The 24,358-nt window shown below is 70.2% G+C and carries 16 protein-coding genes and 1 pseudogene; 9 read left to right on the top strand and 8 right to left on the bottom strand.

Features of this window, described 5'->3' with window-relative positions:
• Nucleotides 1-91 precede the first annotated feature (91 nt).
• From ACE3OG_RS13750 to ACE3OG_RS13740, 3 genes and pseudogenes are all read left to right on the top strand, one after another.
• Nucleotides 92-2,629, top strand: coding sequence for a heavy metal translocating P-type ATPase (locus ACE3OG_RS13750; protein WP_374309592.1), 2,538 nt, complete (start codon nt 92-94; stop codon nt 2,627-2,629).
• Between the two features lie 73 nt (nt 2,630-2,702).
• A pseudogene (gene purH, locus ACE3OG_RS13745) lies at nt 2,703-4,292 on the top strand (bifunctional phosphoribosylaminoimidazolecarboxamide formyltransferase/IMP cyclohydrolase); the annotation flags it as partial.
• Between the two features lie 274 nt (nt 4,293-4,566).
• Nucleotides 4,567-4,863: a heavy metal-binding domain-containing protein gene (locus ACE3OG_RS13740; RefSeq protein ID WP_374309590.1), complete on the top strand. Its 297-nt coding sequence runs from the start codon at nt 4,567-4,569 to the stop codon at nt 4,861-4,863.
• Nucleotides 4,864-5,042: 179 nt separating this feature from the next.
• Here ACE3OG_RS13740 and ACE3OG_RS13735 read toward each other — a convergent pair whose 3' ends face one another.
• The 3 genes from ACE3OG_RS13735 to ACE3OG_RS13725 form a co-directional block, all read right to left on the bottom strand.
• The gene (locus ACE3OG_RS13735; RefSeq protein ID WP_374309588.1) at nt 5,043-6,332 is read right to left on the bottom strand and encodes an alpha/beta hydrolase; all 1,290 of its coding nucleotides are present in this window, start codon (nt 6,330-6,332) and stop codon (nt 5,043-5,045) included.
• Nucleotides 6,333-6,469: 137 nt separating this feature from the next.
• Nucleotides 6,470-7,312 (bottom strand): transglutaminase family protein, encoded by an 843-nt coding sequence (locus ACE3OG_RS13730; RefSeq protein ID WP_374309586.1) that lies wholly within the window; start codon nt 7,310-7,312, stop codon nt 6,470-6,472.
• Between the two features lie 116 nt (nt 7,313-7,428).
• The gene (locus tag ACE3OG_RS13725; RefSeq protein ID WP_374309584.1) at nt 7,429-8,001 is read right to left on the bottom strand and encodes a YbhB/YbcL family Raf kinase inhibitor-like protein; all 573 of its coding nucleotides are present in this window, start codon (nt 7,999-8,001) and stop codon (nt 7,429-7,431) included.
• 251 nt (nt 8,002-8,252) lie between these two features.
• Between ACE3OG_RS13725 and ACE3OG_RS13720 the strand changes: the two genes are divergently transcribed.
• Entirely contained in the window at nt 8,253-8,570 is a 318-nt protein-coding gene (locus tag ACE3OG_RS13720) for a hypothetical protein (RefSeq protein WP_374309582.1), read from the top strand.
• Between the two features lie 9 nt (nt 8,571-8,579).
• Here ACE3OG_RS13720 and ACE3OG_RS13715 read toward each other — a convergent pair whose 3' ends face one another.
• The 4 genes from ACE3OG_RS13715 to ACE3OG_RS13700 form a co-directional block, all read right to left on the bottom strand.
• Nucleotides 8,580-9,014, bottom strand: a complete 435-nt coding sequence (locus ACE3OG_RS13715) for an EamA family transporter (RefSeq protein WP_374309580.1) — start codon at nt 9,012-9,014, stop codon at nt 8,580-8,582.
• On the bottom strand, nt 9,011-10,093 hold the full coding sequence (prfA, locus tag ACE3OG_RS13710; protein ID WP_374309578.1) for a peptide chain release factor 1: 1,083 nt from the start codon (nt 10,091-10,093) through the stop codon (nt 9,011-9,013). Before prfA ends, ACE3OG_RS13715 begins: the two co-directional genes overlap by 4 nt.
• Before the next feature lie 58 nt (nt 10,094-10,151).
• Entirely contained in the window at nt 10,152-12,419 is a 2,268-nt protein-coding gene (gene ptsP, locus ACE3OG_RS13705) for a phosphoenolpyruvate--protein phosphotransferase (RefSeq protein WP_374309576.1), read from the bottom strand.
• Nucleotides 12,420-12,626: 207 nt separating this feature from the next.
• Entirely contained in the window at nt 12,627-13,910 is a 1,284-nt protein-coding gene (locus tag ACE3OG_RS13700) for an aspartate kinase (protein ID WP_374309574.1), read from the bottom strand.
• 189 nt (nt 13,911-14,099) lie between these two features.
• On the opposite strand from ACE3OG_RS13700, the gene ubiG reads away from it, so the two are divergent.
• Nucleotides 14,100-14,840: a bifunctional 2-polyprenyl-6-hydroxyphenol methylase/3-demethylubiquinol 3-O-methyltransferase UbiG gene (gene ubiG / locus ACE3OG_RS13695; RefSeq protein WP_374309572.1), complete on the top strand. Its 741-nt coding sequence runs from the start codon at nt 14,100-14,102 to the stop codon at nt 14,838-14,840.
• Between the two features lie 51 nt (nt 14,841-14,891).
• Here ubiG and ACE3OG_RS13690 read toward each other — a convergent pair whose 3' ends face one another.
• Nucleotides 14,892-17,381 (bottom strand): glycosyl hydrolase family 28-related protein, encoded by a 2,490-nt coding sequence (locus tag ACE3OG_RS13690; RefSeq protein WP_374309570.1) that lies wholly within the window; start codon nt 17,379-17,381, stop codon nt 14,892-14,894.
• A gap of 435 nt (nt 17,382-17,816) precedes the next feature.
• Here ACE3OG_RS13690 and ACE3OG_RS13685 point away from each other — a divergent pair, with 435 nt between their 5' ends.
• From ACE3OG_RS13685 to ACE3OG_RS13670, 4 genes are all read left to right on the top strand, one after another.
• A complete protein-coding gene (locus ACE3OG_RS13685) occupies nt 17,817-19,049 on the top strand; it encodes a COG4223 family protein (RefSeq protein WP_374309568.1) in 1,233 nt (410 codons plus the stop codon).
• Between the two features lie 71 nt (nt 19,050-19,120).
• On the top strand, nt 19,121-20,596 hold the full coding sequence (locus ACE3OG_RS13680) for a heme biosynthesis protein HemY (RefSeq protein WP_374309566.1): 1,476 nt from the start codon (nt 19,121-19,123) through the stop codon (nt 20,594-20,596).
• A gap of 253 nt (nt 20,597-20,849) precedes the next feature.
• Entirely contained in the window at nt 20,850-23,933 is a 3,084-nt protein-coding gene (locus tag ACE3OG_RS13675) for a hypothetical protein (RefSeq protein WP_374309564.1), read from the top strand.
• Nucleotides 23,934-24,107: 174 nt separating this feature from the next.
• Nucleotides 24,108-24,358: helix-turn-helix domain-containing protein (locus tag ACE3OG_RS13670; protein ID WP_374309562.1), on the top strand; the 251-nt coding region annotated here is incomplete at its 3' end.

Raw genomic sequence — 24,358 nt, 5'->3', positions numbered from 1 at the left:
CGGCGGGGAGGGCGATAGCCTTGATTTTTCGGCGCCGCGGCTGATCTAGGCTGCAGGGCGGCGCCGTCCGCGTCCCGCCAAGGAGCCCGACATGTCCGCGCCCCGCGAGGAGCCGACCGCCGCCGTCAGCCTGCCCGTCAAGGGAATGCATTGCGCCTCCTGCGTCGGACGCGTCGAGAAGGCGGTCGCCGCCGTGCCCGGCGTCGCCGGCGTGAGCGTCAATCTCGCGACGGAGCGGGCGAGCGTCACCTTCGAGGGTCCGGTCGACCTCGAGGCGGTGATCGGGGCGATCGACAGGGCGGGCTTCGCCGCCGTGCTCGCCTCGGCGCAGTTCGAGATCAGGGGCATGACCGACGGCGCCTGCGTCGACAAGGTGTGCAACGCCTTCGAGCATGTCGCGGGCGTCGTCGACGCCGACGTCGAGCTCGCCTCCGGCGTCGGCGTCGTGCGCTACGTGGCCTTGATGACGACCCCGGCGGAGATCGCCAGGGCGGCGACGCAGGCGGGCTTCCCCACGCGCGAGGCCGGGACGCAGGCGCCTGCGCCGACTCAAGTCGAGGAGCGCGGCGAAAAGGAGCGGGCGCTGAAGCGCGCGACGACCCTCGCCGCCGTGCTGACCCTGCCGGTGTTCCTGCTCGAAATGGGCTCGCACCTCGTTCCGGCTTTCCACCACTTCGTCATGACGACGATCGGGACGCGGAACGCGCAGATCTTCGCCTTCGTCCTCACCGCGGCGATCCTCGTCGGGCCGGGCCGGCGCTTCTTCACGACCGGAATTCCGGCCCTGCTGCGCGGCGCGCCGGAGATGAATTCGCTCGTCGCGCTCGGCGCCGGCGCGGCCTTCCTCTATTCGACGCTGGCGACCTTCGCGCCCGGCCTGTTCCCGGCCGGCGCGGCGCAGGTCTATTTCGAGTCGGCGGCGGTGATCGTCACGCTGATCCTCGTCGGACGCACGCTCGAGGCGCGCGCGAAGGGGCGGGCGGGGGCGGCCATCGAGCGGCTGATGGGGATGCAGGCGAAATCCGCCTTCGTGCTGCGCGCCGGCGCGCCGGTCGCGACGCCGCTCGACGAGGTCAAGGTCGGCGACGTGGCGCTGGTGCGTCCCGGCGAGAAAATTCCGCTCGACGGCGTGGTGAGCGAGGGCACCTCCTACGTCGACGAATCCATGCTGACCGGCGAGGCGCGGCCCGTGCGCAAGAGCGTCGGCGACGAGGTCGTCGGCGCGACGCTCAACACGACGGGCAGCTTCTCCTTCAGGGTGACCCGCGTCGGCGCGCAGACGACGCTCGCGCGCATCGTGCGCATGGTCGAGGACGCGCAGGCGGCCAAGCTGCCGATCCAGGCGCTCGCCGACAGGATCACCGCCCGCTTCGTGCCGGCGGTCATGGCCCTCGCCGCGCTGGCCTTTCTCGCCTGGCTCGCCTTCGGCCCGGCCCCTGCGCTCTCCCATGCGCTCGTCGCCATGGTCGCCGTTCTCATCATCGCCTGCCCCTGCGCGATGGGGCTCGCGACGCCGATGTCGATCCTCGTGGCGGCGGGGCGCGGCGCCGAGCTCGGCGTCCTGTTCCGCAAGGGCGACGCGCTGCAGCGGCTGTCGGAGCCGCGCACCGCCGCGCTCGACAAGACCGGCACCATCACCCGCGGCGCGCCGTCGCTGACCGATTTCATCGCCGCGCCGGGTTTCTCGCGCGAAGAGGCGATGCTGCTCGTCGCGTCGGTCGAGGCGCGCTCGGAGCATCCGGCCGCGGCCGCCATCCTCGCCGGGGCGCGCGAAAACGGGCTGGCGCCGCAGCCGGTCGAGGCGTTTTCGGCGACGCCGGGCTTCGGCGTCGAGGGCCGCGTCGCCGGCCGCAGGGTCGCCGTCGGCTCGGACCGCTTCATGGAGAAGCTCGGCGTCGACGTCTCGGCGCTCGAAGCCCAGGCCGCGCGCTTCGCCGAGGCGGCGAAGTCGCCGCTCTACGCCGCCGTGGACGGCGCGGCCGCGGCCCTCCTCAGCGTCGCCGACCCGCTGGCGGAAGGCGCGGCCGAGGCGGTCGAGACGCTGCGCGCGCAAGGCATGAAGCTGGTCATGGTGACCGGAGACGGACGCGCGACGGCCGCCGCGATCGCCCGCGCCGTCGGGCTCGACAAGGTGGTCGCGCAGGCGCTTCCCCAGGACAAGGTGGCGGAGGTGCGCCGCCTGCAGAGCGAGAACGGCCGCGTCGTCTTCGTCGGCGACGGCGTCAACGACGCTCCGGCGCTGGCGGCGGCCGACGTCGGCGTCGCCGTCGGCAAGGGCGCCGACGTCGCCATCGAGGCGGCCGACGTGGTGCTCGTCGGCGGCGACCTGCGCAGCTTCGTCGCGGCGGTCGGCCTTTCGCGCGCGACGATGCGCAACATCAAGGAGAACCTGTTCTGGGCCTTCGCCTATAACGTCGTGCTCATCCCGGTCGCGGCGGGGGCGCTCTATCCGCTGTTCGGCGTGACGCTCTCGCCGATGCTGGCGGCGGGCGCGATGGCCTGCTCGTCGCTGTTCGTCGTGTTCAACGCCCTGCGGCTCAAGGCCTACGTGCCGCCGCTGTCGCGGACCGCTGCGCAGGCGGCCGCGCCGGCGAGCGAGGGCGAGACGCTGCCGCGCGCCGCCGAATAGGCGCTCCCGCTCGCGACAGGCGGCGCGCTTCGTGCTAACAGCCTGCGGCGTCGCAGGCTGCTGGGTGAACTCAATGTCGCAGGAATTCCGCCGCGTCCACCGCGCGCTGATCTCGGTTTCGGACAAGACGGGCGTGGTCGAATTCGCGCGCGCGCTGAGCGAGCTCGGCGTCGATCTCGTCTCGACCGGCGGCACCCACGCCGCCCTCGCCGGCGCCGGGCTCAAGGTCGCCGACGTCGCCGACGTCACCGGCTTTCCCGAGCTCATGGACGGGCGGGTCAAGACGCTGCATCCCAAGGTGCACGGCGGCCTGCTCGCGATCCGCGAGAATCCGGAGCATGAGGCGGCCATGCTCGCCCATGGCATCGAGCCGATCGACCTTCTCGTGGTCAATCTCTATCCGTTCCAGGCGACGATCGACGCCGGCGCCGATTTCGACGCCTGCGTCGAGAACATCGACATCGGCGGCCCGGCGATGATCCGCGCCGCGTCCAAGAATTTCAACGACGTCGCCGTCGTCGTCTCGGTCGAGGACTACGCCCCGCTGCTCGACGAGCTGCGCGCCAACGCCGGCGCGACGACGCTCGCCCTGCGCCAGCGCCTCGCGCAAAAGGCCTTCGCGCGCACGGGCGCCTATGACGCGGCGATCTCGAACTGGCTCGCCGAGCAGATCGGCGTCGAGGCGCCGCAGTGGCGCGCCTTCGGCGGACGGCGCCTGCAGAGCCTGCGCTATGGCGAGAATCCGCACCAGCAGGCGGCCTTCTACGCGACCGGCGAGCGCCGTTGCGGCGTCGCGAGCGCGCGCCAGATCCAGGGCAAGGAGCTGTCCTACAACAACATCGGCGACACCGACGCGGCGTTCGAGCTCGTCGCCGAATTCGACCCGGCGCGCACGGCGGCGGCGGTCATCGTCAAGCACTCGAACCCTTGCGGGGTCGCAGAGGGCGCGAGCCTCCTCGACGCCTACCGGCTGGCGCTGCGCTGCGATCCCGTCTCGGCGTTCGGCGGCATCGTGGCGCTGAACCGGCCTCTCGACGCTGAGGCCGCGCGAGAAATCGCGGCGATCTTCACCGAGGTGATCGTCGCTCCCGACGCCTCGCCGGAGGCGATCGAGATTCTCGCGGCCAAGAAGAACCTGCGTCTCCTGCTGACCGGCGGCGTGCCCGACCCGCGCGCTCCGGGTCTCTCCATCCGCCCTGTCGCCGGAGGCTTTCTCGTCCAGACTCGCGACGGCGCGGTCGTCGACGACATGGAGCTCAAGGTCGTCACCAGGCGCGCGCCGAGCGACGGGGAATGGCGCGACCTGCTGTTCGCCTTCCGCGTGGCGAAGCACGTGAAGTCGAACGCGGTCGTTTTCGCGCGCGGCGGCGCGACGTCGGGGATCGGCGCCGGCCAGATGAGCCGGGTCGATTCGACGCGGATCGCCGCCCTGAAGGCGCAGGAGGCCGCCGCCGCCGCCGGCCTGAAGGAGAGCCTCGCGTCGGGCTCCGTCGTCGCCTCCGACGCCTTCTTCCCCTTCGCCGACGGCGTCGAGACGGCGCTCGCCGCCGGCGCCACGGCGCTGATCCAGCCCGGCGGCTCGCTGCGCGACGCCGAAGTCGTCGCCGCGGCCGACGCCGTCGGCGCGGCGATGGTCTTCACCGGCTACCGCCACTTCCGCCATGAAGGACGCGGGGGGACCGGGCCCACCAGGTTTCGTGATCGCCGCGGAGATCGGCCGCGGCCGCGATTCATGCGCCGCACCAACGATTAGTGGATTGTTAAACTTTAAGAAACCAAACTCAAATTTAATTTGAATTCTGCGGTGCAGCAAGGTGTGCTAAGTCACCTCCGGTTCATCCAGAACCGGCGATAGTCAGGCCGTCAGGAAGGTCAACCCCCCGACAAGACTCGGGAAACCTTCGGCTTCTATCGTTTGAGACACTCGGAGGTCGGTCATGTACGTCAGCTCTTCGGAATTCCTCGACGGAAGCCGCGTTCTTCCCATCGGGAAGATCAGCGCCGCCTCCGCCTGGCACGCCGAACCGGCCGACGCCGCCGCAGACGAGGCTTGCGACGACTGGCGCGAGGCCGCGTTGCAGGAGCTGATCCGCCGGGCGGAGGACGTGGACGCCGACGCCATCCTCGACGTCGATTACGAGACCGACGGAGTCGTTCCTGTCGACGAGACCGGCGTTCGCCTGCGCCGCGTGCGCGCGGTCGGCACCGCCGTGCGGCTTGGCTCGCGCGGCTGACCTTTCCTTCACGCAGGGCCGCGCCGGCCGGGCCGACGCCTGCGCTTTCCCGGACGATTCCAGAAGCCGCAACCTGAAGCCGAAGCAAACGAGGCCGCGCCTGTCGCGGCCTTTCGCATGTTCAGGCGGCGTTCGCGTCGGCTTGAGCGTCGTCCGCGGGGACGACGCTCAAGGCCGCGTCATTCTCCCTGCGCCCGCTGCGGCCCGATCGAGGTCACCGAGCGCTTGAATTCGTCGACCTGGTCGCTGAAATTTTCGCGCGTGTCGGGATCGACCACCGCCACCGGCGCCGACACGACGACGCCGGCGGCGTGGCCGACGGAGCTCGCGGCGCTGACGGTGGTCTGCATGATCTTCTCGCCGAAGCCGACATGCGAGTCGGTCAGCGGCTGCCCGGCGGCGAGGCTCGCGCCGATCATCTCGACGACGCGCGGGTCCTGCGCGAACTTGCCGTGGTTGAAGTCGTCGTGCGAGGGGAACTTCGTGAGGTTGATCACGGTCAGCCCCTTCTCGGAGGCGAACTGGCTGCGGTAGGGCTCGGCGTCGAGATCCACGGCGCCGAGGCGGGGAGCGCCCCACACCTGGCGCGAGGCGGCGAGCGCGCGGTCGTCCTCCGACACCATGACGACGAAATGGGGATGGTTCGGCCCCATCGTCTCGAACTGCTCGCGGGCGATGTCGACGTCGACGTCGGGCGCGGCGAGCATCACGAGCTTGACCTTGGGGTCGACGCGTCCGTCGCGGATGGCCATCTGGCGCAGCGCCTCCAGCGTCACCCAATTGCCCATGGAGTGCGCGAGGATGGAGATTCGCTCGATCCTTTTGTCGTTGGCGATGAAGCGGATCAGCCTCTCGAGGCTGTCGCGCGAGTAGTTGGCGCTTTCGCGGTCGTAGCCATAGGCGAAGACGCTGCCCTTCGACGGCCAGGTGAACAGGACGGGCGCCACCGTTCCATTCGCGCCCGAGTCGTTGACGATCTGGGCGAAGCGGAACACGGCGTCGTCGAAGCGCTGGTTGAAGCCATGGACGAAGATCAGCGCCTCCTTCTTGTTGGTCTGGCGCACGATCCGCGAGAACGCCGCGATCGCCTGTTCCCTCGTCACGATGTCGGCCTTGAGGGTCACGAAATCGCGCGCGGGATCGCCGGGCAGCCGCTGCGGCCACTGCACCTCGCCGATCTTGCGGTTGGCCGCGGGCGGAATCGAGACGACGATGTCCGCGAACGACGGCTGGCCACGCGAGCCTCCGAACAACACGCCGGCGGTCGGCGCCCGCAGCCGCGTCGTCGCCACCACCATTTCGACCTGGGTGGAGCCCGGGGCGGCGGCGGGGACAGGCTCGAGGAAGCCGGTGACGGGCGCCGCGCAGGCGCCAAGGCCCGCGCAGAGCAGGGCCGCGGCGAGGCGGACCGCCCGACGGCCCGCCTGAGAAATTCCAACCCTGGATGGAGCAAACGCCAGCGCGCGCACGATATCGCCTCCGCCGGACCGTTCCGGCGAAGCGACAGTCGAGCCCGCGCCCCGGCGCCGTCAAGCTTGCGGAGGGGCGGCGAGACGTCCGGCGAGCGTTTTTTCGCGGGGTGTCTCCCGGCGGCGTCAGGCGCCGGTCAGGCGATCTGGCGCTCGAGCTCGCGCGCGACGGATTCGTCGACCTCGTCCGTCCACACCCTGAAGCCTTTGAGGATATGCGGGCCGAAGGAGGTGGCGAGAGGGATGTCGGTGGCGTCGCGCCCGCGCGAGACGGTGACGCGGCCGATGCGCGGGACGTTGTGGCGGGCGTCGAAGGTGACCCAGCGCCCGTCGAGATAGGCCTCGAACCAGGCGTTGTAGTCCATCGGCGCCGGATCCGGCGGGACGCCGATGTCGCCGAGGAAGCCGTTGGCGTAGCGCGCCGGAATGTTCATGCAGCGGCAGAAGGCGACGGCGAGATGGGCGAAGTCGCGGCACACGCCGATCCGCTCCTCATAGGCCTCGAAGGCGGTGCGGGTGGATCTTGCGTATTGATAGCCGAAGGTCAGGTGGTTCTCGACGAAGTCGCAGATCGCCTTGACCCGCGCCCAGCCGCGCGGCGTCGAGCCGAACAGCCGCCAGGCGACGTCGCCGAGCTTGTCGGTCTCGCAATAGCGGCTGCCGAGCAGATAGACGAGGACCTCGCTCGGCAGATATTCGAGCGGAACCTCCTGCGCGTTCTGCTCGAAGCCGTCGGGAAGGCCGCAGTCCTCGATGACGAAATCGCGCGAGACCGAAAGGTCTCCGGTCGGGGCGACGAAGCGGCGCACGCAATTGCCGAAGCCGTCGAGATAGGTCTGCGTCGGGATCGCGGGGCTCGTGAAGAAGGGACTCTTGTAGCGGATGCGGCAGTCGTTTTCAGGATGGGAATCGAGCAGGCAAACCATCAGCGTCGGCTGAAAGCATTGGAAAACAATTTCATATCCGTAGCGAATGAGCATCGGGCGGTTCCGGTTCGGCGACGCGGGCCTGAAGGCGAAGCGCCTTCACTTCGACGTCATAAGCCCGCGCCGCGGCGAAGGTTCCCCGCGGCGGCGCCCATAAGTTGGGCGATGGATCAGGCCGAGCGCTCGAACAGGCCGGTCACGCAGCCTTTGGCCAGCGCGTTGGGCTTCAGGAAGGCGACGACGCGCGTCCGATCAAGAGGAGCGCCGGCGTCCGGGCGCCGGGCGACCGCGAAGATCTGCGCGACATAATGGTGAGGCCCGTCGCCTGCGGGCGGATCGGGCGGCGTCCAGGCCGCTTCGCCGCGTCCGTTGAGCCCGAGAAGCAAACCTTCGGTCAGGGCGTTCTCCTCGCGCAGCGCGTCGGGAATGAGGTCGTCGTCGATCGCCGGCGTCTTGACCGCGAGGACATGGACGAACGGCTCCGCCGCGCCGGCGTCGGCGTCCTCGACGATGAGGACGAGCGCAGCGGCCCCGTCCGGCACGCCGCGCCAGCGCAGGGGCGGGGAGCAGCCCTCGCCGTCGGCGGTGAAGATGGGCGGAATCGCCGCGCCGTCCTCGAAAGCGACGCTCTCGAGGCGGATCGTTTCGGGAATGTCCGGGCCCGCCTCGGCGTAGACCAGCGCGTCGAGCCAGGGTTCAGGCGCGTCGGCGCGGGAATGGGCGGCGAGCGGTCTCGCGGGCATGCGTTCGTCCTCCGGAAAATCGTCTTCGCGCGCGGCTGATATGGAACCTAACGCTCAGCCAAGGGTTTAGTTCAACGCCGCAATTGGCGCCGCTATCGCTTTGGGTAGGTCGCGAACTCGAGCGGCGCGCCGCTTGCGCCTTGATGCGGACTTGGGACGTGGACTTGGCGGACGGGTCGGCCCGGATTGCGGCGAACGGAGAAGGGACGGTCGCGGACGGCTTCCTCCTCCTTTGCGCAGGGGTTCGTCCCATGATCGTCGAAGCGGCCCTCCTGTTTCATGTCGCCGCATTCCTCTGCGACACGCCGCAGACCGCGATCCTGTTCGAGGACATGATCTCGGCGCAGCGCAACGAAGCGCTCGCCGCCGACGATCTCGCCCGTCAGGCGGGCCGGCAGGTGTGCGGCTATTACGCGGGCCAGGCGGCGGTCGGCTCGCAGACCCGCGTCATCTTCCATGGCGTCGTCTATCTCCTCACCGAATATGTGTTCGACGAGGACCACCGCACGGCGGTCGGCGCGCAGCGCGTGTTCGACGCGGGCGGCGGCGGGAGCGCGCGCGACCTCTGAGCGCGGCGCCTATTTCGAGAAGGCGACGAGCAGCGCCCCGGCGACGATGAAGGCGACGCCGAGCCAGCCCGCCGGCGCGAGGCGCTCGCCGAGGAACAGCGCGCCGAACAGGGCGACCATGGCGACGGACAGCTTGTCGATCGGGGCGACGCGCGAGGCGGGCCCAAGCTGCAGCGCGTGGAAATAGCAGGCCCAGGACGCGCCGGTCGCCGCCGCCGACAGGGCGAGGAAGAGCCAGCTGCGCGCCGGTATGGCGCCGATCCCGCGCGCCGCGCCGCTCGCGGCGACGACGGCGCCGAGAAGGACGACGACGAACAGCGTGCGGACGAACGTCGCGAGGTTCGAGTCGATCGCCTCGACGCCGATCTTGGCGAAGATCGCGGTGAGCGCGGCGAAACCCGCCGAGGCGAGCGCGAAGGGAAGCCAGCCCGCGCCGGCGCTCATGCGCCCCGCGCCTCGCTCTCGGCGAGCAGGGCGGCCTGATGGTCGGTGACGAGCGCGTCCACGATCTCGTCGAGCGCCTCGCCGGTCATCACCTTGTCGAGCTTGTAGAGGGTCAGGTTGACGCGGTGGTCGGTCACGCGCCCTTGCGGGAAATTATAGGTCCTTATGCGCTCGGAGCGGTCGCCCGAGCCCACCTGCGAGCGCCGGTCCGCGGCGCGCTCGGCGTCCATCTTCGTGCGCTGCGCGTCGTAGATGCGCGCGCGCAGCAGCGCCATCGCCCGCGCGCGGTTCTTGTGCTGCGAGCGCTCGTCCTGCACGAAGACGACGACGCCGGTCGGCAGATGGGTGAGGCGCACGGCCGATTCCGTCTTGTTGACGTGCTGGCCGCCTGCGCCTTGCGCGCGCATGGTGTCGAACTTGATGTCGGCCTCGTTGACGTCGACGTCGATCTCCTCCGCCTCGGGCAGCACGGCGACGGTCGCCGCCGACGTATGGATGCGCCCCTGCGTCTCGGTGTCCGGCACGCGCTGCACGCGGTGCGCGCCCGATTCGAACTTGAGCCGGGCGAACACGCCGGAGCCCTTTATTTCGGCGACGATCTCCTTGAAGCCGCCGGCCGTCCCTTCGCTCGCCGACATGATCTCGACCTTCCAGCCTTTGGCTTCGGCGTAGCGCTGATACATGCGGTAGAGGTCGCCGGCGAACAGCGCCGCCTCGTCGCCGCCGGTTCCGGCGCGCACCTCGAGGATGGCGCTCTTTTCGTCGGCGGCGTCCTTCGGCAGCAGGGCGATCCTGAGCTCCTGCCCGAGGCGCTCGCGATCGGCTCTCGCCGTCTCCAGCTCCTCCTGCGCCATCGCGCGCAGCTCGGGCTCGGTCGCGGCCTCGGCCATCATGGCCTCGAGCTCCCCGACTTCGGCCTCCTTGGCGCGAAAGGCCCGGATCGCGGCGACGACCTCGCCGAGCGCGGCGAATTCGCGCGAAAGCTCGACGTAGAGCGCCGGCTCGACGGATTCGGAGAGCCTTGCGGAAAGCTCCTCGTGGCGGCGGAGGATGAGGTCGAGTTTGTCCTGCGGCAGCATGGCGGATCTTGAGGCGGGAGGGGCTGGCGGCGAGGCGTCTGGCTTGCGCGGAGCGGCGCTAGAGCGGCACGCCATGCTCCTCGGCGAAGGCCGCGAGCTCGGCGCGAAGGTCGAGCGCGCTCGACTTCTCGTCGAGCCGCGCCATCACGAAGGAGCGCGCGAGGCGCAGGTCGGTGGCGACGACCATCGCCTTGACCGGCCCGATGGCGGTCGCCGACATCGAGAGGCTGCGATAGCCGATGCCGAGCAGGGCCAGCGCCTCGAGCGGCGAGCCGCCGATCTCGCCGCACAGGGTGAGCGCCGTCCGTGAGGCGCGGGCGGCGTCGACGACGCGCTTGAGCGCGCGCAGAAAGGGCGGCGACAGCGGATCGAAGCGCCGCGACACACGCTTGTTGTCGCGATCGACGGCGTAGAAATACTGCAGCAGGTCGTTCGAGCCGACCGAGACGAAATCGACCGCCGCGCAGATATGCTCGATCTCGAACAGCAGCGAGGGCACCTCGATCATTATCCCGATCTTGAGGCTCGCCGGCGGCGCGCGGCCGTGGCGTTCGAGCTGGGCGAGCTCGAGGTCGAGGATCGCGCGGGCCTCCTCGAGCTCGCGCAGGCTCGCGATCATCGGGAACATGATGCGCAGGTCGCGGCCCGCGCCTGCCCGCAGGAGGCCGCGCAGCTGCGTGCGCAGGAGGCCGGGGCGGTCGAGGCCGATGCGGATGGCGCGCCAGCCGAGCGCCGGATTCTCCTCCTCGACCTGGGTCATGTAGGGCAGGATCTTGTCGGAGCCGATGTCGAGCGTGCGGAAGGTGATCGGCCGCTCGCCGGCGAGGTCGAGGGCGGCGCGGTAGAGCCGCTCCTGCTCCCCGGTCTTGGGAAAGCGCGAGGCGAGCATGAACTGCAGCTCGGTGCGGAACAGGCCGACCGAGCGCGCGCCGGTCTCCTCGAGATGATGCAGGTCGACGAGCAGGCCGGCGTTGAGGTGGAGCTCGACCTCGACGCCGTCGCGGGTGACGGAGGGAACGTCGCGCAGCCGGTGGTACTGCTCCTGCCGCTTGGCGCGCAGGCGCGCCTTCTCGGCGTAGGCGTGCTCGATGTCGGGGGCGGGGCGCACATGCACGTCGCCGGTCACGCCGTCGACGATGATCGCGTCGCCCGGCTCGACGAAGTCGAGCACGTTGGCGACGTCGCCCGCCGCGGCGATGCCGAGCGCGCGCGCGACGATCGCGACATGGCTGCCGCCGCCGACGTCCTCGAGCACGAGGCCGCGCAGCTTCGAGCGGTCGTATTCGAGCAGGGCGGCCGGGCCCATGGCGCGCGCCACGACGATGGCGTTGGCCGGCAGCTCGTCATGGGCGGCGACGTAGCTCTGCCCGGTGAGCTGGTGCAGCAGGCGGTTGGCGAGGTCGTCGAGGTCGTGCAGGCGCTCGCGCATCGACGGCTCGGGGTGGCGCTGCAGCTTGGCCCTGGCGTCGTTCTGCACGCGTTCGACGGCCGCCTCGGCGGTGAGGCCGGTCGCCACCGCCTCGCGCAGGCGGCGCAGCCAGCCGCGGTCGTGGGCGACCATGCGGAAGGTCTCCAGCACGTCGCGATGCTCGCCGGGCTCGAGCTTGCCGCGCTCGATCAGCGCGTCGAGCCCCTCGCGCATCTCGCCGATCGCCTTGTCGAGCCGCTCGAGCTCGTGCTTGAGGTCCTCGGCGATGAGCTGCTTGACGACGATGCGCGGCTCGTGGAGCACGACGTGGCCGAGGCCGACGCCCTCCGACAGCGCGACGCCGGCGAGGCTGCGCGGGCGACCGAGCGCGATGTCGGCGCCCGGCTCGACGGCGAGCGACTGCAGGTCGCCCGAGGCGATCATCTCGGCGAGCAGCATCGCCGTCGTCTGGAGCGCCTCGATCTCCTCGTCGGTGTAGACGCGCCGCGCCCTGTTCTGGACGTCGAGCACGCCGAGCGTGTTGCCGCCGCGCAGGATCGGCACGCCGAGGAAGGAGGAATAGATCTCCTCGCCGGTCTCCGGCCGGTACGAGAAGGCGGGATGGGTCTGGGCGTCGGCGAGCGCCAGCGGCTCCGCCGTCTCGGCGATCAGGCCGACGAGGCCCTCGCTCGCGCGCATCGTGGTGCGGTGCACGGCGTCGCGGTTGAGCCCTTCGGTCGCGTAGAGCTCAAGCCTGCCGTCGGCGCGCAGGATATAGACCGAGCAGACCTCGGCGACCATGTTGGCCGCGATATGCACGACGATCTTGTCGAGCCGCGCCTGCGGGCTGACCGGCTCCGCCATGACTTCGCGAAGCCGGCGCAGCAGCAGACGCGGTCCGCCGAGTGCGCCGTACATGGCAAACTTCCTAAACCGGGCCCGAAGGGGCCGCTGCGATCGGGCGCGGGAACGCCGCCGCGCCCTCTTTCGAAGGCCCCGCCTGACGCGACGACCCACCCTTTAAACGGCGCGAGCCCCGATCCGCAAGCAATTGTGACGCCGCCCCGCGCGGAGCGGCCGGGCCGGGCCGCGATTTTGCGCTTTTGAAGGCGCCGCTCCCGGGCTTCAGACCTGATCGAGGCCGTAAAGGGAGTGAAGCGTGCGCACCGCGAGCTCGGCGTAGGCCTCGTCGATCAGGACGGAGAACTTGATCTCCGAGGTGGTGATCGCCCTTATGTTGATGCCCTTGTCGGCGAGCGCCTTGAAGGCCTTGGCGGCGACGCCGGCGTGGCTGCGCATGCCGACGCCGATCGCCGAGATCTTCACCACGTCGCGCGCTCCGTGCAGGCTGGCGAAGCCGATCTCGGACTGCGTCCTGGTCAGGATCGCCTTGGCGCGCTCGAACTCGGCGCCGGGCACGGTGAAGGTCATGTCCGTCGCCGCGCCGTCGTCCGAGGCGACCTGGACGATCATGTCGACGTTGATGTTCGCCTCGGCGAGCGGCAGGAAGATGGCGGCGGCGACGCCGGGGCGGTCGGCCACGCGCTTCAGCGTGATCTGCGCCTCGTCGCGCGCGAAGGCGATGCCGGTGACGATCGGCTGCTCCACGATGTCCTCCTCGTCGCACATCAGCGTGCCGGGCTGCGGGGCGTCCGGATCGTCGAAGGACGAGCGGACGAAGGTCTTGACCTTGTGCGTCATGGCGAGCTCGACCGAGCGCACCTGCAGCACCTTGGCGCCGAGCGAGGCCATCTCCAGCATCTCCTCGAAGGCGATGCGGTCGAGCCGGCGCGCCTTTGGCACGATGCGCGGATCGGTCGTATAGACGCCGTCGACGTCGGTGTAGATGTCGCAGCGCTCGGCCCCGATCGCCGCGGCGATGGCGACGGCGCTGGTGTCGGAGCCGCCGCGGCCGAGCGTCGTGATCCCGTCGCCGGCGAGCCCCTGGAAGCCCGCGACCACCGCCACCTCGCCGCGGGCGAAGCCCTCGGCGAGCGGAGCGCCGTCGATGTCCTCGATGCGGGCCGCCCCGTGCGCGTCGCTGGTGCGGATCGGGATCTGCCAGCCGAGCCACGAGCGGGCGGGAATCGCCTGGCCCATGAGCGTCATCGCGAGGAGGCCCGCCGTCACCTGCTCGCCGGAGGACACGACGACGTCGTATTCGCGCGGCGAATAGACTTTCGCGGCGTCCTGGCACCAGGCGACGAGCTCGTTGGTCTTGCCCGACATGGCCGAAACGACGACGGCGACGTCGTAGCCCGCCGCGCGCTCGCGCGCGACATGGCGCGCGACGTTGCGCACGCGGTCCATATTGGCGACCGAAGTGCCGCCGAACTTCATGACGAGGCGCGGCTTGCCGGCCCCGCTGGACTTTTCGGCCGTGCCGGACTTTGCCGCCGCGATGGACATGGGCGCCAAGCGTTCCTTCGTTCGTTCACGCCTTGGCGTGCGGCGCGCGGCCGGCGCTTGCGCCGTCGGGCGATTGCGTCGGGCGGGCCCGGAGCTTAATCAAGAGCGCGCGGCGGCGGGCGGGGCCGCGCCCTGCGCGGCGGCTTCAGCGCGGCGCGTATATGCAATAACGCCGGACGGATTGCAAACATGGCGAGCGAAGGATCGGCGGCGTCGGTGGACGCGGGGGAGGTCGCCCGCTTCGGCGCGCTGGCGCAGGACTGGTGGCGCCTTGACGGGCCGATGGCCGCGCTGCACCGGCTGAACCCCGTCCGCGTCGCCTATGTCCGCGACATTCTCGCGCCGCAGGCGGACAAGGGCGCCCGCCCGCTTCAGGGGCTGCGCCTGCTCGACGCCGGCTGCGGCGCGGGCATCCTCGCCGAGCCGCTCGCCCGCCTCGGCGCGCAGGTGACGGGGATCGATCCGGCGGCGGCGAGCGTCGCGGCCGCGCGGGCCCACGCCGAAGCCGCAGGGCTCGCCATCGACTACCGTCAAACGAGCGTCGAGGCGCTCGCCGCGCGGGGAGAGCGCTTCGACGCGGTGCTCGCGATGGAGGTGATCGAGCATGTGCGCGACGTCGCGGGTTTCCTGCGCGCGGCGGCGGACCTGACGGCGCCGGGCGGGACGCTGTTCGCGGCGACCCTCAACCGCACGCTGAAATCCTACGCGCTCGCCATCGTCGGCGCCGAATACGTGCTCGGCTGGGCGCCGCGCGGAACCCACGACTGGCGCAAGTTCCTCACTCCGCGCGAGCTGGCCCGCGCGCTGGAGCGCGCGGGGACGCAAGTCTTCGACGAGGCCGGCGTCGTCTACGATCCGCTGGCGCGCCGCTGGCGGCTTGCGGACGACATGGACGTCAATTACATGCTCGCCGCGCGCAAGGGCGCCTGAAGCCGGCCGGCCTCAGGCGCTCCTGGCCGCCAGTTCAGCCGCGTCGCTCGTTCAGTCGTGGCCGTAGACCGTCAGCATCGACGTCTCGGACGCCGGCCGATAGTACATCGGCGCGTCGGACAGGGCGACCGAAGCGACGCCCGGCGACGTCTTGACCGAATTATTCCAGATTACGGTTCCGAGCGTCGCGCCGGAGATCGCGAAGGCGGTCGGACAGTTGAGGCAGCCGTTGTTCTGGAACACCGTGCCGTCGATCATGCTTTCGCCATTGTACTGAAGCCCGCTCGTGATCTGGTTCATGACGACGTTCTGGAAGCCCTCCGGATAGAGGTAGGGCGTCGTTCCCGGCTTGGCGGTGACGCTGTTGCCGCGGACTTCGACGCCGTAGAGCGCGGTCCCGAAGACATAGCTCGGATAGCGCAGAGTCACGCCGACGTGGATATAGGCGGCCGACTTCCCGTTCGAGTTGGTCAGGACGTTGTTCTTGATCTCGACGTTCTTGAACGCGCTGAAGGTCGGCCCCGTCCAGCGGAACGTGTTGATCCAGGACTTGGCGTCGAGATAGATTCCGGAATTGTTGTTGAAGGCGTTGTTCGTCACCAGCGTGTTGAGGAACATCCCCGAGAAGAACGCCACGCCGGTCGGATTGTCGGACATCGTGTTGGCGGCGAAGATGACGTTCTCGAAGGAAGGGACGGACAGGGCGAAGCGGTCCCCGGCCGCGGGCTTCACGTCCCATGGCCTGTCGATCGCGAAGGTGTTGTTCGTCTTGGCCGTGACGTGGCGCCACTGGCCCGCGCCCTTGCCGCTCACCAGAAAGACGACCGAACTCCCGTTGAAATAGTTCCACGCGCAGACGCCGGAGCATTTCCCGTCGGCCGAGACGCTGGAATCGGCCGCCGACGTCACGACGCCGACGTCGGAGCGCTCCATCGACTCGTTGAGGAAGGTTTCGCCGTCGTTCAAATTATATTTGATGTCTCCGTCGGAGACGCCGAACGTGTTGCCGTAGAGCAGTATGTTCTTGCCGAACTGCATCGACAGCTGGCGTCCGAGCACGCGCTCGACCGGGTCGCCCTTGGCGACGGCCTTGAGCAGGCCCGAGGCCGCTATGGCCGCAGGCGCCGGAACGACGTCGGAGGCGCTGCGCGTGAATACGTTGCCTTCGATCGTCGCCCCCGTCACGTCGTTCATCGCCACCTGGTTGGTGGCCCAGCTGATCTTGTTGTCGGCGAAACGCAGGTTGGTCACGGAGCCGACGTAGAACGGGCCGGCTCCCCCGGTCGTCGCGTCGCCGTTGGTGTAGTTGATCCCCTGCGTGAAAGTCGACTTCTGGACGGCGATGCGGTCGCCGGCGAGGTAGATCGACGAGCCGCCGCCAAGGTCCCAGTTGACGCGCTGGATGAAGAAGCGCGTGATCGGCAGTGAGTTCGAGCTGAAATTGGTCACCGGCCGGCGCAACGTGTCGAGGTTCTTCAGCGAAAGGTCGGCGACGCCGGTCAGGTCGCCCTGGTCGGGCAGCACGACGCCCCAGATCTTCGCCGTCGAGCCGTCGGGCGGGCCGTAGGTGATCGTCGACGCGCCCGCGCCCGCGCCCTGCAGCACGACGCCGGGGCGCAGGCGCAGCGTCGACGAACCGATGAAATAGACGCCCGCAGGCAGATAGACGACGCCGCCGCCGTTGGCCGAGGCGCGGTCGAGCGCGCCCTGGATCGCCTTGGCGTCGTTGACGACGCCGTCGCCGACGGCGCGCGTCGTCAGCGACGCGGACGTCTTCACGTTGAAGACGTGCTGCGCCTTCGGATCGCCGCCCGCCGCGCCGTTGAGATAGGCGGCGCCGTCGCGCGTCACGTAGTCGAACGCCCAGGCCTGCCCGATCTTGAAATAGTCGTTGCCGGCCGCGTGGCCGAGCACGGTGGCGTCCGTCGTCGTCGTTCCGTAGCCGTTCGAGACGACGGCCTTGTAACTATGTCCGGCGACGATTGAAGAGGGCGGAATGAATACGAGGTAGAGCCGCTGCTGGGCCGAGACGGTCGCCGGCAGCCGGGCGCCGGTCGCCGTGTCGAGCAGGGTCACGGTCGGGACGCCGCCGCCGATCACCATGTTGCGGCCGATGATGCGGACTGGAAGCCCCGGGGCGATGTCGGGCGCGTCGAAATGATGGAGAACGGGCGCGTTGATCTGCGTCGGCGCGCTGAAGGCGGAGACGTTGTCATAGACCCGCAGCTTGTAGAGCCCCGTCGCGGCCGTCTGCGGAATGCGCGCCGAAACGATGTCGTCGCGCCCCGCGGCGATCGGGATTTCGCTCTCGGCGCCGTCGCCGACCCTGAAAAAGAGCTTCGGCGTCGCGCCGAAGCCCGAACCCTGCAGCGTGATGAAGTCGCCGGGCGACGCGGTGAACGGCGCGGTGACGACGACCGGCGCGGCCGAGGCCGTCGAGGCGGCGAAGCAAAGGGCGCCGGCGGCGGCGGCCAGCCGCGCGCCCGCACGAAAATATCCCCGGCGCGCGGCCGGGCCGAATCTGCTGCGCGAAGCTGACACGTCGAGTCTCCGTAGGCGAGCGTTCCGCCGCTCCGTCCAGCGTGGGCGCGGCCTCGTGATCATGCTCTCAAATATGGTGAAAAAATGTAACTATTGATTATAGATATTTATTATCACCGTTTATGGGCGAGTTAGGAAAGCTGCGGCGCCTGCGCCTGCAAAGAAAAGGAAGATCTCATAATTCCTTCAAATCGCGAGCGCGTTCGTCCGCGTCGAAGCCGAACGCGTGCGCCCGCGCGAACGCGCCGACATGACCCCGTCAGTCTGTAACGGCTTGTCATGCGAGGCTGACGCCGTGCCGAATAACCGGGCGCCCATGCGACATTGCGCCGCATGAACGGACGGGAGACGTCGCGCTTCGCGGGCTTCGTCATTGCGGGCCGCGCGGCCATGCTTTACTGCTTGGGATAAGAACAAAACGCGGGGGGACGGCGCATGGCCGAAGAGAAGGACGAGTCTGTTCTGCCGCCGGTCCCGCCGGAGGAGGCTCCGGCGTCCGAAGCGCCGCCTCCCGTCGAGCCGCCGCCCGCTGTCGCGCCTCCCGCCGCAGCTGCGGCGCCGTCCCGCGCTCCCCTCCTGATCGGCGCCCTCGTCCTCGGCGTCCTCGGCGGGCTCGGCGGCGGCGCGGCCCTGCGCTACCTCGAAGCCGACGGCTCCGACCCGCTCGCCGAGATGAACGCGCGCACGCTCGATCTCGAGAAGAAGGCCGCCGCCGCCGCGACGGCCGTGTCCGCCCTTCAGGGCCGCGTCGCGGCCGCCGAGAACGCGGCGCGCGGGGCGGGGAGCGAGCCCGGCGCGTCTGCCTCCGCCGCCGCGGCCGTCGCCGCCGTCGCCGCCGCGAAGGAGGCGGCCGAGAAGGCGGACGCGGCGGCGCGGCGCGCTGAGAGCGTCGGCGCCGACCTCGCCGCGAAGGCTGCGGCCGCCGTCGATTCGACGAAGGAGCCCGCCTCGCCCGCGCCTGACCTCGGGCCGGTCGAATCGCGCGTCGACGACGTCGCGTCGCGTCTGCAGGGGCTCGAGTCCCGGGTCGCCGCGCGATTCGACGCGATGATGGGCAAGCTCGGCGCCGTCGAGACGCAGGTGAACGCGCCGAAGATCGACGAAGGCGCCCGCAAGGAGCTCGAGACCGCCGCCGAGGCGCAAAAGCGCCGCGACGCGCTCCACGCGCGCGCGCTGATGGCGACGATGCTGCGCGACCATGTCGACTCGGGCGCGCCCTACGAGGCCGATCTCCTCGCTCTGCAGAACCTTGGCGTCGACGCCGCCCGGCTCGCTCCCTTGCGCGCCCGCGCCAAGGCCGGAGCGCCGACCGCGGCCGATCTCGCCGAGAGTTTCTCGCGGCTCGCGCCGACGCTCGAGCTGACGGATCCGCCGCAGGAAGCCGGCGTCATCGACCGGCTGAAGCATGACGCGCTCGCCCTCGTGCGCGTGCGCCGGGAGGCGGAGCCGTCCGACGCGGACATTCCCGGCCGTCTCGCCGCGATCGGCGCCGCCCTGAAGCGCGGCGACGTCGCCGGGGCTTATGCTCTGTGGACGCAGCTGCCGGAGAGCCTCAAGGCGAAATCGGCGGACTGGGGCGATCTCGCCAAGGCGCGGCTCGACGCCGTCGCGGCGGCGAACGCGATCGAGGCCGACGCCGCGACGGCGCTGAGCAAGTCTCCTTCATAGGTGAAGTCTCCATCCTGAGAAGACGTCGTGCGGCGCGTCGCGCCGGCCCTCATGCTTTCGGCGGCTGACACATGATTCGCGTCCTCTTCTTTCTCGCCGTGCTCGCCCTCCTCGCCGTGGGAGAGGCTTGGCTCGTTGAACATCCCGGCGACCTGACGCTGCACTTCCACGGCTATACGATCGAGACCTCCGCCCTCATGGGCATAGCGGCGGTGCTGGTCGCGGCCGCGCTTCTCGCCGCGGCGTGGAGCGCGATCCGCTTCACTTTCAAGATTCCGTCCTTGATGGCCGTGGCGACGCGCGGCCAGAGCCGCGAAAAGGGCTTCGCGGCGCTCTCGCGCGGCATGATCGCGGTAGGCGAGGGCGACGCGGAGACGGCGCGCCGCGCGGCCGCCGAGGCGCAGCGCAAGCTTCCCGGCGAGCCGCTCGCGCTGCTGCTCAAGGCGCAGGCGGCGCAGCTCTCCGGCGACCGCGCGCAGGCGGAAGGCGCATTCCAGGAGATGACCAAGCGCAACGAGATGCGCCTCCTCGGACTGCGCGGACTGCATGTGGAGGCCGAACGGCGCGGCGACGCAGAGGCGGCGCATGGCTACGCCGAGGCCGCCCGCGAGCTTTCGCCGCTGCCCTGGTCGGCGCAGGAGAATTTCGAGCACAAGGCCGCGGCCGGCGACTGGCGCGGCGCCCTGGCGCTGCTCGAGACGGGGCGGGGCGCGCGGTTCCTCGACAAGGAGTTGCGGGGGCGCGCGCGCGGCGGCCGCGAGCCCGCGCGCGCCCCCGATACGGCCGACGCGCGTCCGGCGGAGGCTCTGGCGCTGGCGAAATCGGCGCTGAAGCATGCGCCCGGATTCACGCCCGCGCTCGCGCTCGCGGCGCGGCTCACCGCCGAGGCGGGCGATCCGCGCAAGGCGGAGAAGATGATCGAAAGCGCCTGGGCGCAGACGCCGCATCCCGAACTCGCGAAGATCTATCTCGGACTTTATCCCGGCGAGGCGCCGGCCGACCGGCGCAAGCGCGCCCTCGCCCTCGCCCAGCGCGCTCCGCGCGAGGCCGAAAGCAAGCTCATCGTCGCGCAGACGGCGCTCGAGGCGGGCGACTGCGAAGCCGCGCGCGAGGCGATGCAGCCGCTCGTCGACGGGCCGGAGCGTCCGACGGCGCGCATGTGCCGCCTGATGGCGGAGCTCGAGGAGAAGCAGCACGGCGCGCAGGGCTATGTGCGCGAATGGCTGACGCGCGCCTCGCACGCCCCGCGCGATCCGATCTGGATCGCCGACGGCGTGATTTCGGAGACGTGGCGTCCGATCTCGCCGGTCACCGGCAAGCTCGACGCCTTTGTCTGGAAAAAGCCGCTGGAGCGCCTGCCGCAGGCGGACGAGGCCGAGGACGCCGTATTCGCGCCGCTCGTTCCGCCGGAGCCGCCGCTGCTGCTGGAGGAGCCGGCCGCTGACGAGCCGGAAGCCCCTGCGCCCGTTCAGGGCGCGCCGTCCGAGGTCGCCGCCGCGGCTCCCGCCGCCAAGCCGAAGGGTCTCGCCGACCTCTTCAAGTCCTGAAGCGTCGTCCGGCCGGATCGGACCGATCGGCTGACGGGATGACGCCCGACCGCCGGCGCGCGAGCCTGGCCGTCGGATCGCGCCGCCGCTGGCGTGTTTTCCCAGGCTTTTCAAATCGCGGTCATGAGGCCGTCCGCGCCCTTGCGCCGCCTTGCGCGGCGCGATCAATTCTGCGCGGCGGCGTTGAGGGGAGCGAGCGCGCCATCTAGGCTGCGCCGGCGTCGAGCCGGCGCTTCGAACACGGAAGGACAGGATGCGCGCGATCGCCCTTGCTTGCGCCCTCGCCGTCGTCGCGGCCGCGCCCGCAGGCGCCGACCCGTCGCCGCCGTCCCCGGCCGCCGACGTCTACCTCGCGCCGGACGGGGTCGACGCGCCGCAGGCGCAGCTCGGACGCGACTGCGTGATCGAGCGTCCGTGCCGCACCCTCGCCAAGGCGCGCGACGTCGTCGCCGCCGCCATCGCGAAAAACCCGGACCGCGACTACAAGGTCCTTTTGCGCGGCGGCGTCTATCCGCTCGCAGATCCGCGCTCGGACCAGAGCGCCGGAGACTACGCCCCGGCGGGACTGGTCCTCACCGCCCTCGACACTGTGAGCGAGGGCCGCCGGACGACCTACGCGGGCTTTCCCGGCGAAACCACGGTCGTCAGCGGCGGGCGCGACCTGTCGCCGTCCTCCGGCTGGAAGTGGCGCGAGGCGGACATGGCCGGCGTCAGGGTCTGGACGAGCTTCATCCCCGAGGTCGCCGCCGGCCGCCAGATGTTCGGCGCGATCTGGGTCAACGGGCGCCGGGCTGGCTGGACCGAGCGCGGCCTTGGCGGCCCGAGTCTCGCGCGCGCGCCCTTCGCCATGGCGAGGGACGGCGAGCTGACCGCAGCGGGGCCGCTGCGCCCGACGTCCGCGCCGGACATGCCGCAACCGCAGAACGACGGCGACCGCCGCACGCTCCTTGGTCAGGACCGGTTCTTCTTCAACGCCGGCGGCTGCGCGCCTTTTCCCGCGCCGCCGGGCGCCGAGCTCTGCGGACAATGGTCCGACGTCGGCGCGATCCGCATCCAGCTCGCGGGCTCCGGGTGGTATCAGGACATCATCCCCCTCGCTTCGATCGACGACGCCGCCGCCTCGGCGACGCTCAGGGGCTACGGCGGCGTGAAGCAGGGCGGCTTGATCAAGGGGGGCGCCTGGTGGCGCCGCAACGTCTGCGAGGACCTGCCGGCGAGCGCCGGCGGGACGATCTATCTCGTGCGCGCCGGCGCTTCGGCCTGCGGCTTTCCGGCGGGAACGCTGATCTACAAGCCGCGCGAGGGCGAGCGCCTCGAGGCGGCGCAGATCGTCGCGCCGGTGCTCAACACGCTCGTGCTGATCTCGAACAGCGGCGCGGCCGACGCGCAGCGCGGCGCGCCGGGCGTCTCGCGCGGCCGGCCGGTCGGCCGCGTCGCGTTCGAGAACCTGACCTTCGCCTACAGCAATTCGACGATCCATTCGGGCTTTGCGAGCTACAGCGGCAAGGTCGCGGGCTTCATCGGCGGATCGCAGGACACGATCTACGCCGGCGCCCTCGGCGCGATCACCGGCGTCGGCGCGGTCGACGTCGTCATCGACCACAGCGCCCTGAAGCATTTCTCCGAAGGTGCGGCGATCTTCCCGGGCGGATCGCGCGAGACCTTCTCCAACAATGTGGTCGAGGACGTCGGCGGCCAGGCCTTCGGCGCCGGCGAGAGCTACGTCAACTCGAGCCGCGCCTTCTTCGAGATCGGACCGATGGGCGTCGCGCCGACGACGCGCAACGACCATTCGAGCGGCAATCTCGTCCAGAACAATCGGATCGAGGATTGCGGCCGCCTCGTCATCGGCGCCGCCTGTATCGCCATTCCCAACGGCCATGACAACGTCATCGCCTTCAACTCCGTGCTGGGTTCGGGGGCCGCAGCGATCGCGCTCGGCGGATCGGCCGGGACGGGCGAGCCGGGCCAGCGCTGGCGGGCGACGCCGTGGACGGCCTATCAGACCAACCAGTACAATAATTACATCGGCTACAACCGGCTTGACAGCCAGGGTTCGCTCATCGACGTCGTCAGCGGCGCCACGATCGCCGGGGCCGCCCAGCTCTCCGACTGGGGCGCGATCTACAACAATCAGGCGCATTGCGGCGCGAACCAGCCGGAGACCGGCTATCGCGACGCCTCGGGCGCGGACGCCGGCGCGCCATACGGCCTCCTGGTCGAATATAATTACATCTCCAATCTCGAGCCCGGAAAATGGCCGGTCGCCGACGCCGCCCCGGCGACCGGCGAGATCGTCTTCGCCGACAATCCCTCGCCCGGACAGAGCGTCGCGATCAACGGCGTCACGCTCGTCTTCGCGGAGGGCGCCGGCCGGCGGGAGAAGAACCTCGTTCCGATCGGCGCGACGCTCGCGCGAACGCTCGACAATCTCGTCGGCGCGCTGCGCGCCTCGCCCGAGCTCGGCCTCGCCGTCGCGACCTATGCGGCGTCCGGATCCACGCTCAAGGTCAAGGCGCGCTTCCGCGGCGCCGGCGGGAACGCGGTGACGATCGCGGCGTCGGACGCGAAGGTTTCCGGCCCGACGCTCGCGGGCGGCGCGGAGCGGGCGCCGCGCAAGGGCGGCCACGACGGCGTGCCGCTCTATTTCGACACCAACGCCTCGGCCTGCGTGACGATCTCGAAGAACATCGTGACCAACGTCCGCACCAACCGGATCCTGCAGCTCACGGGCCATCTCTTCGAGGTCAGGAACAACATCTTCTGGCAGGATTTCGTGTGGAGCGACGGCTCGCCGCGCGTCTACATGAACTATCCCTCCTCCGGCCCGGTCACGCTCGTCGAGGGCGGCTCGAACTACGGTCCGCGTCATGACGGGCTGGAGCAGGTCCATTTTCACCACAATGTGGTCATGCTCGGGACCGGGCCGGGCAACGTCGATCTCGCCCGCAACTATCCCCTGTGGACGCTCGCCGTCAGCCCGGACAAGCAAGAGCAGACGCGCCGCTTCGAGAACAACGTCTACTGCGACGTTGATCCACGGCGCTCCGGCTGCCTGCCGCTGGATTTCATCCAGAAAGCGCTGGGCCCGACGGTGGGGACGTATCCGCTGAAGGGCGACGGCCCCAACGCCTGGACGACGACGCTCGGGCAGGACGCCGGCTCGACCTTCGACGTCCTGCCGACATGCCCAGACGCGGCGCAGGGCGATTTCTCAACCTGTTCGGCCGGCATGCCTAAGGGCTTCGAGTCGCCCTATTCGCCGGCGCCGCAGGGCGCGCGCCACCCCGGCCGCAGCGTCGCCGAGACCGGCGCCCACGACGCAGGGCCGCGCTGAGGCGGAGACGGTTCGATTAAGTCGCCTCTGGGGGCGGCTTAATCGTCTATATATTTGATTTATAAGTGTGAGCAGACGTCTAGAGCGGTTTCTTGTCTGATTGAATCGCGGGGGATTCCCGAATCGGCTTCGGTCTGATTCAAGATGCCTGCTGGCGGAGGAGGCTGGCAGGCCATGTCGAAGAAGACCCTTTCGCTCGACCTTCGAGAACGCGTTGTGGCCGCTGTGTCCGGCGGTCTTTCCCGGCGTCAGGCGGCGGAGCGTTTCGGCGTCTCCGCGTCGAGCGCGATCCGGTGGCGTCAGCGGCGCGACGAGACCGGCAGTCCGGCTTCCCTCAAACGTGGCGGCGACCGCTGGTCGGCGCGCATCGATGCGCACAAGAGCCTGATCCTCTCGTTTGTCGAGGACACCTGCGACATCACGCT

The sequence above is a fragment of the Methylocella sp. genome, from assembly GCF_041905455.1.
Taxonomy (GTDB): domain Bacteria; phylum Pseudomonadota; class Alphaproteobacteria; order Rhizobiales; family Beijerinckiaceae; genus Methylocapsa.
The sequence above is the reverse complement of the archived record's forward strand: the minus strand, read 5'-3'. Positions and strand labels throughout refer to the sequence as shown.

Bases quoted from the DNA above. Each gene is read 5' to 3' on its own strand.
- ACE3OG_RS13750 (WP_374309592.1), top strand. From the start codon at position 92: ATGTCCGCGCCCCGCGAGGAGCCGACCGCCGCCGTCAGCCTGCCCGTC.
- ACE3OG_RS13740 (WP_374309590.1), top strand. From the start codon at position 4,567: ATGTACGTCAGCTCTTCGGAATTCCTCGACGGAAGCCGCGTTCTTCCC.
- prfA (WP_374309578.1), bottom strand. From the start codon at position 10,093: ATGCTGCCGCAGGACAAACTCGACCTCATCCTCCGCCGCCACGAGGAG.
- ACE3OG_RS13725 (WP_374309584.1), bottom strand. From the start codon at position 8,001: ATGCCCGCGAGACCGCTCGCCGCCCATTCCCGCGCCGACGCGCCTGAA.
- ACE3OG_RS13680 (WP_374309566.1), top strand. From the start codon at position 19,121: ATGATTCGCGTCCTCTTCTTTCTCGCCGTGCTCGCCCTCCTCGCCGTG.
- ACE3OG_RS13675 (WP_374309564.1), top strand. From the start codon at position 20,850: ATGCGCGCGATCGCCCTTGCTTGCGCCCTCGCCGTCGTCGCGGCCGCG.
- ACE3OG_RS13715 (WP_374309580.1), bottom strand. From the start codon at position 9,014: ATGAGCGCCGGCGCGGGCTGGCTTCCCTTCGCGCTCGCCTCGGCGGGT.
- ACE3OG_RS13700 (WP_374309574.1), bottom strand. From the start codon at position 13,910: ATGTCCATCGCGGCGGCAAAGTCCGGCACGGCCGAAAAGTCCAGCGGG.
- ubiG (WP_374309572.1), top strand. From the start codon at position 14,100: ATGGCGAGCGAAGGATCGGCGGCGTCGGTGGACGCGGGGGAGGTCGCC.
- ptsP (WP_374309576.1), bottom strand. From the start codon at position 12,419: ATGTACGGCGCACTCGGCGGACCGCGTCTGCTGCTGCGCCGGCTTCGC.
- ACE3OG_RS13685 (WP_374309568.1), top strand. From the start codon at position 17,817: ATGGCCGAAGAGAAGGACGAGTCTGTTCTGCCGCCGGTCCCGCCGGAG.
- ACE3OG_RS13720 (WP_374309582.1), top strand. From the start codon at position 8,253: ATGATCGTCGAAGCGGCCCTCCTGTTTCATGTCGCCGCATTCCTCTGC.
- ACE3OG_RS13730 (WP_374309586.1), bottom strand. From the start codon at position 7,312: ATGCTCATTCGCTACGGATATGAAATTGTTTTCCAATGCTTTCAGCCG.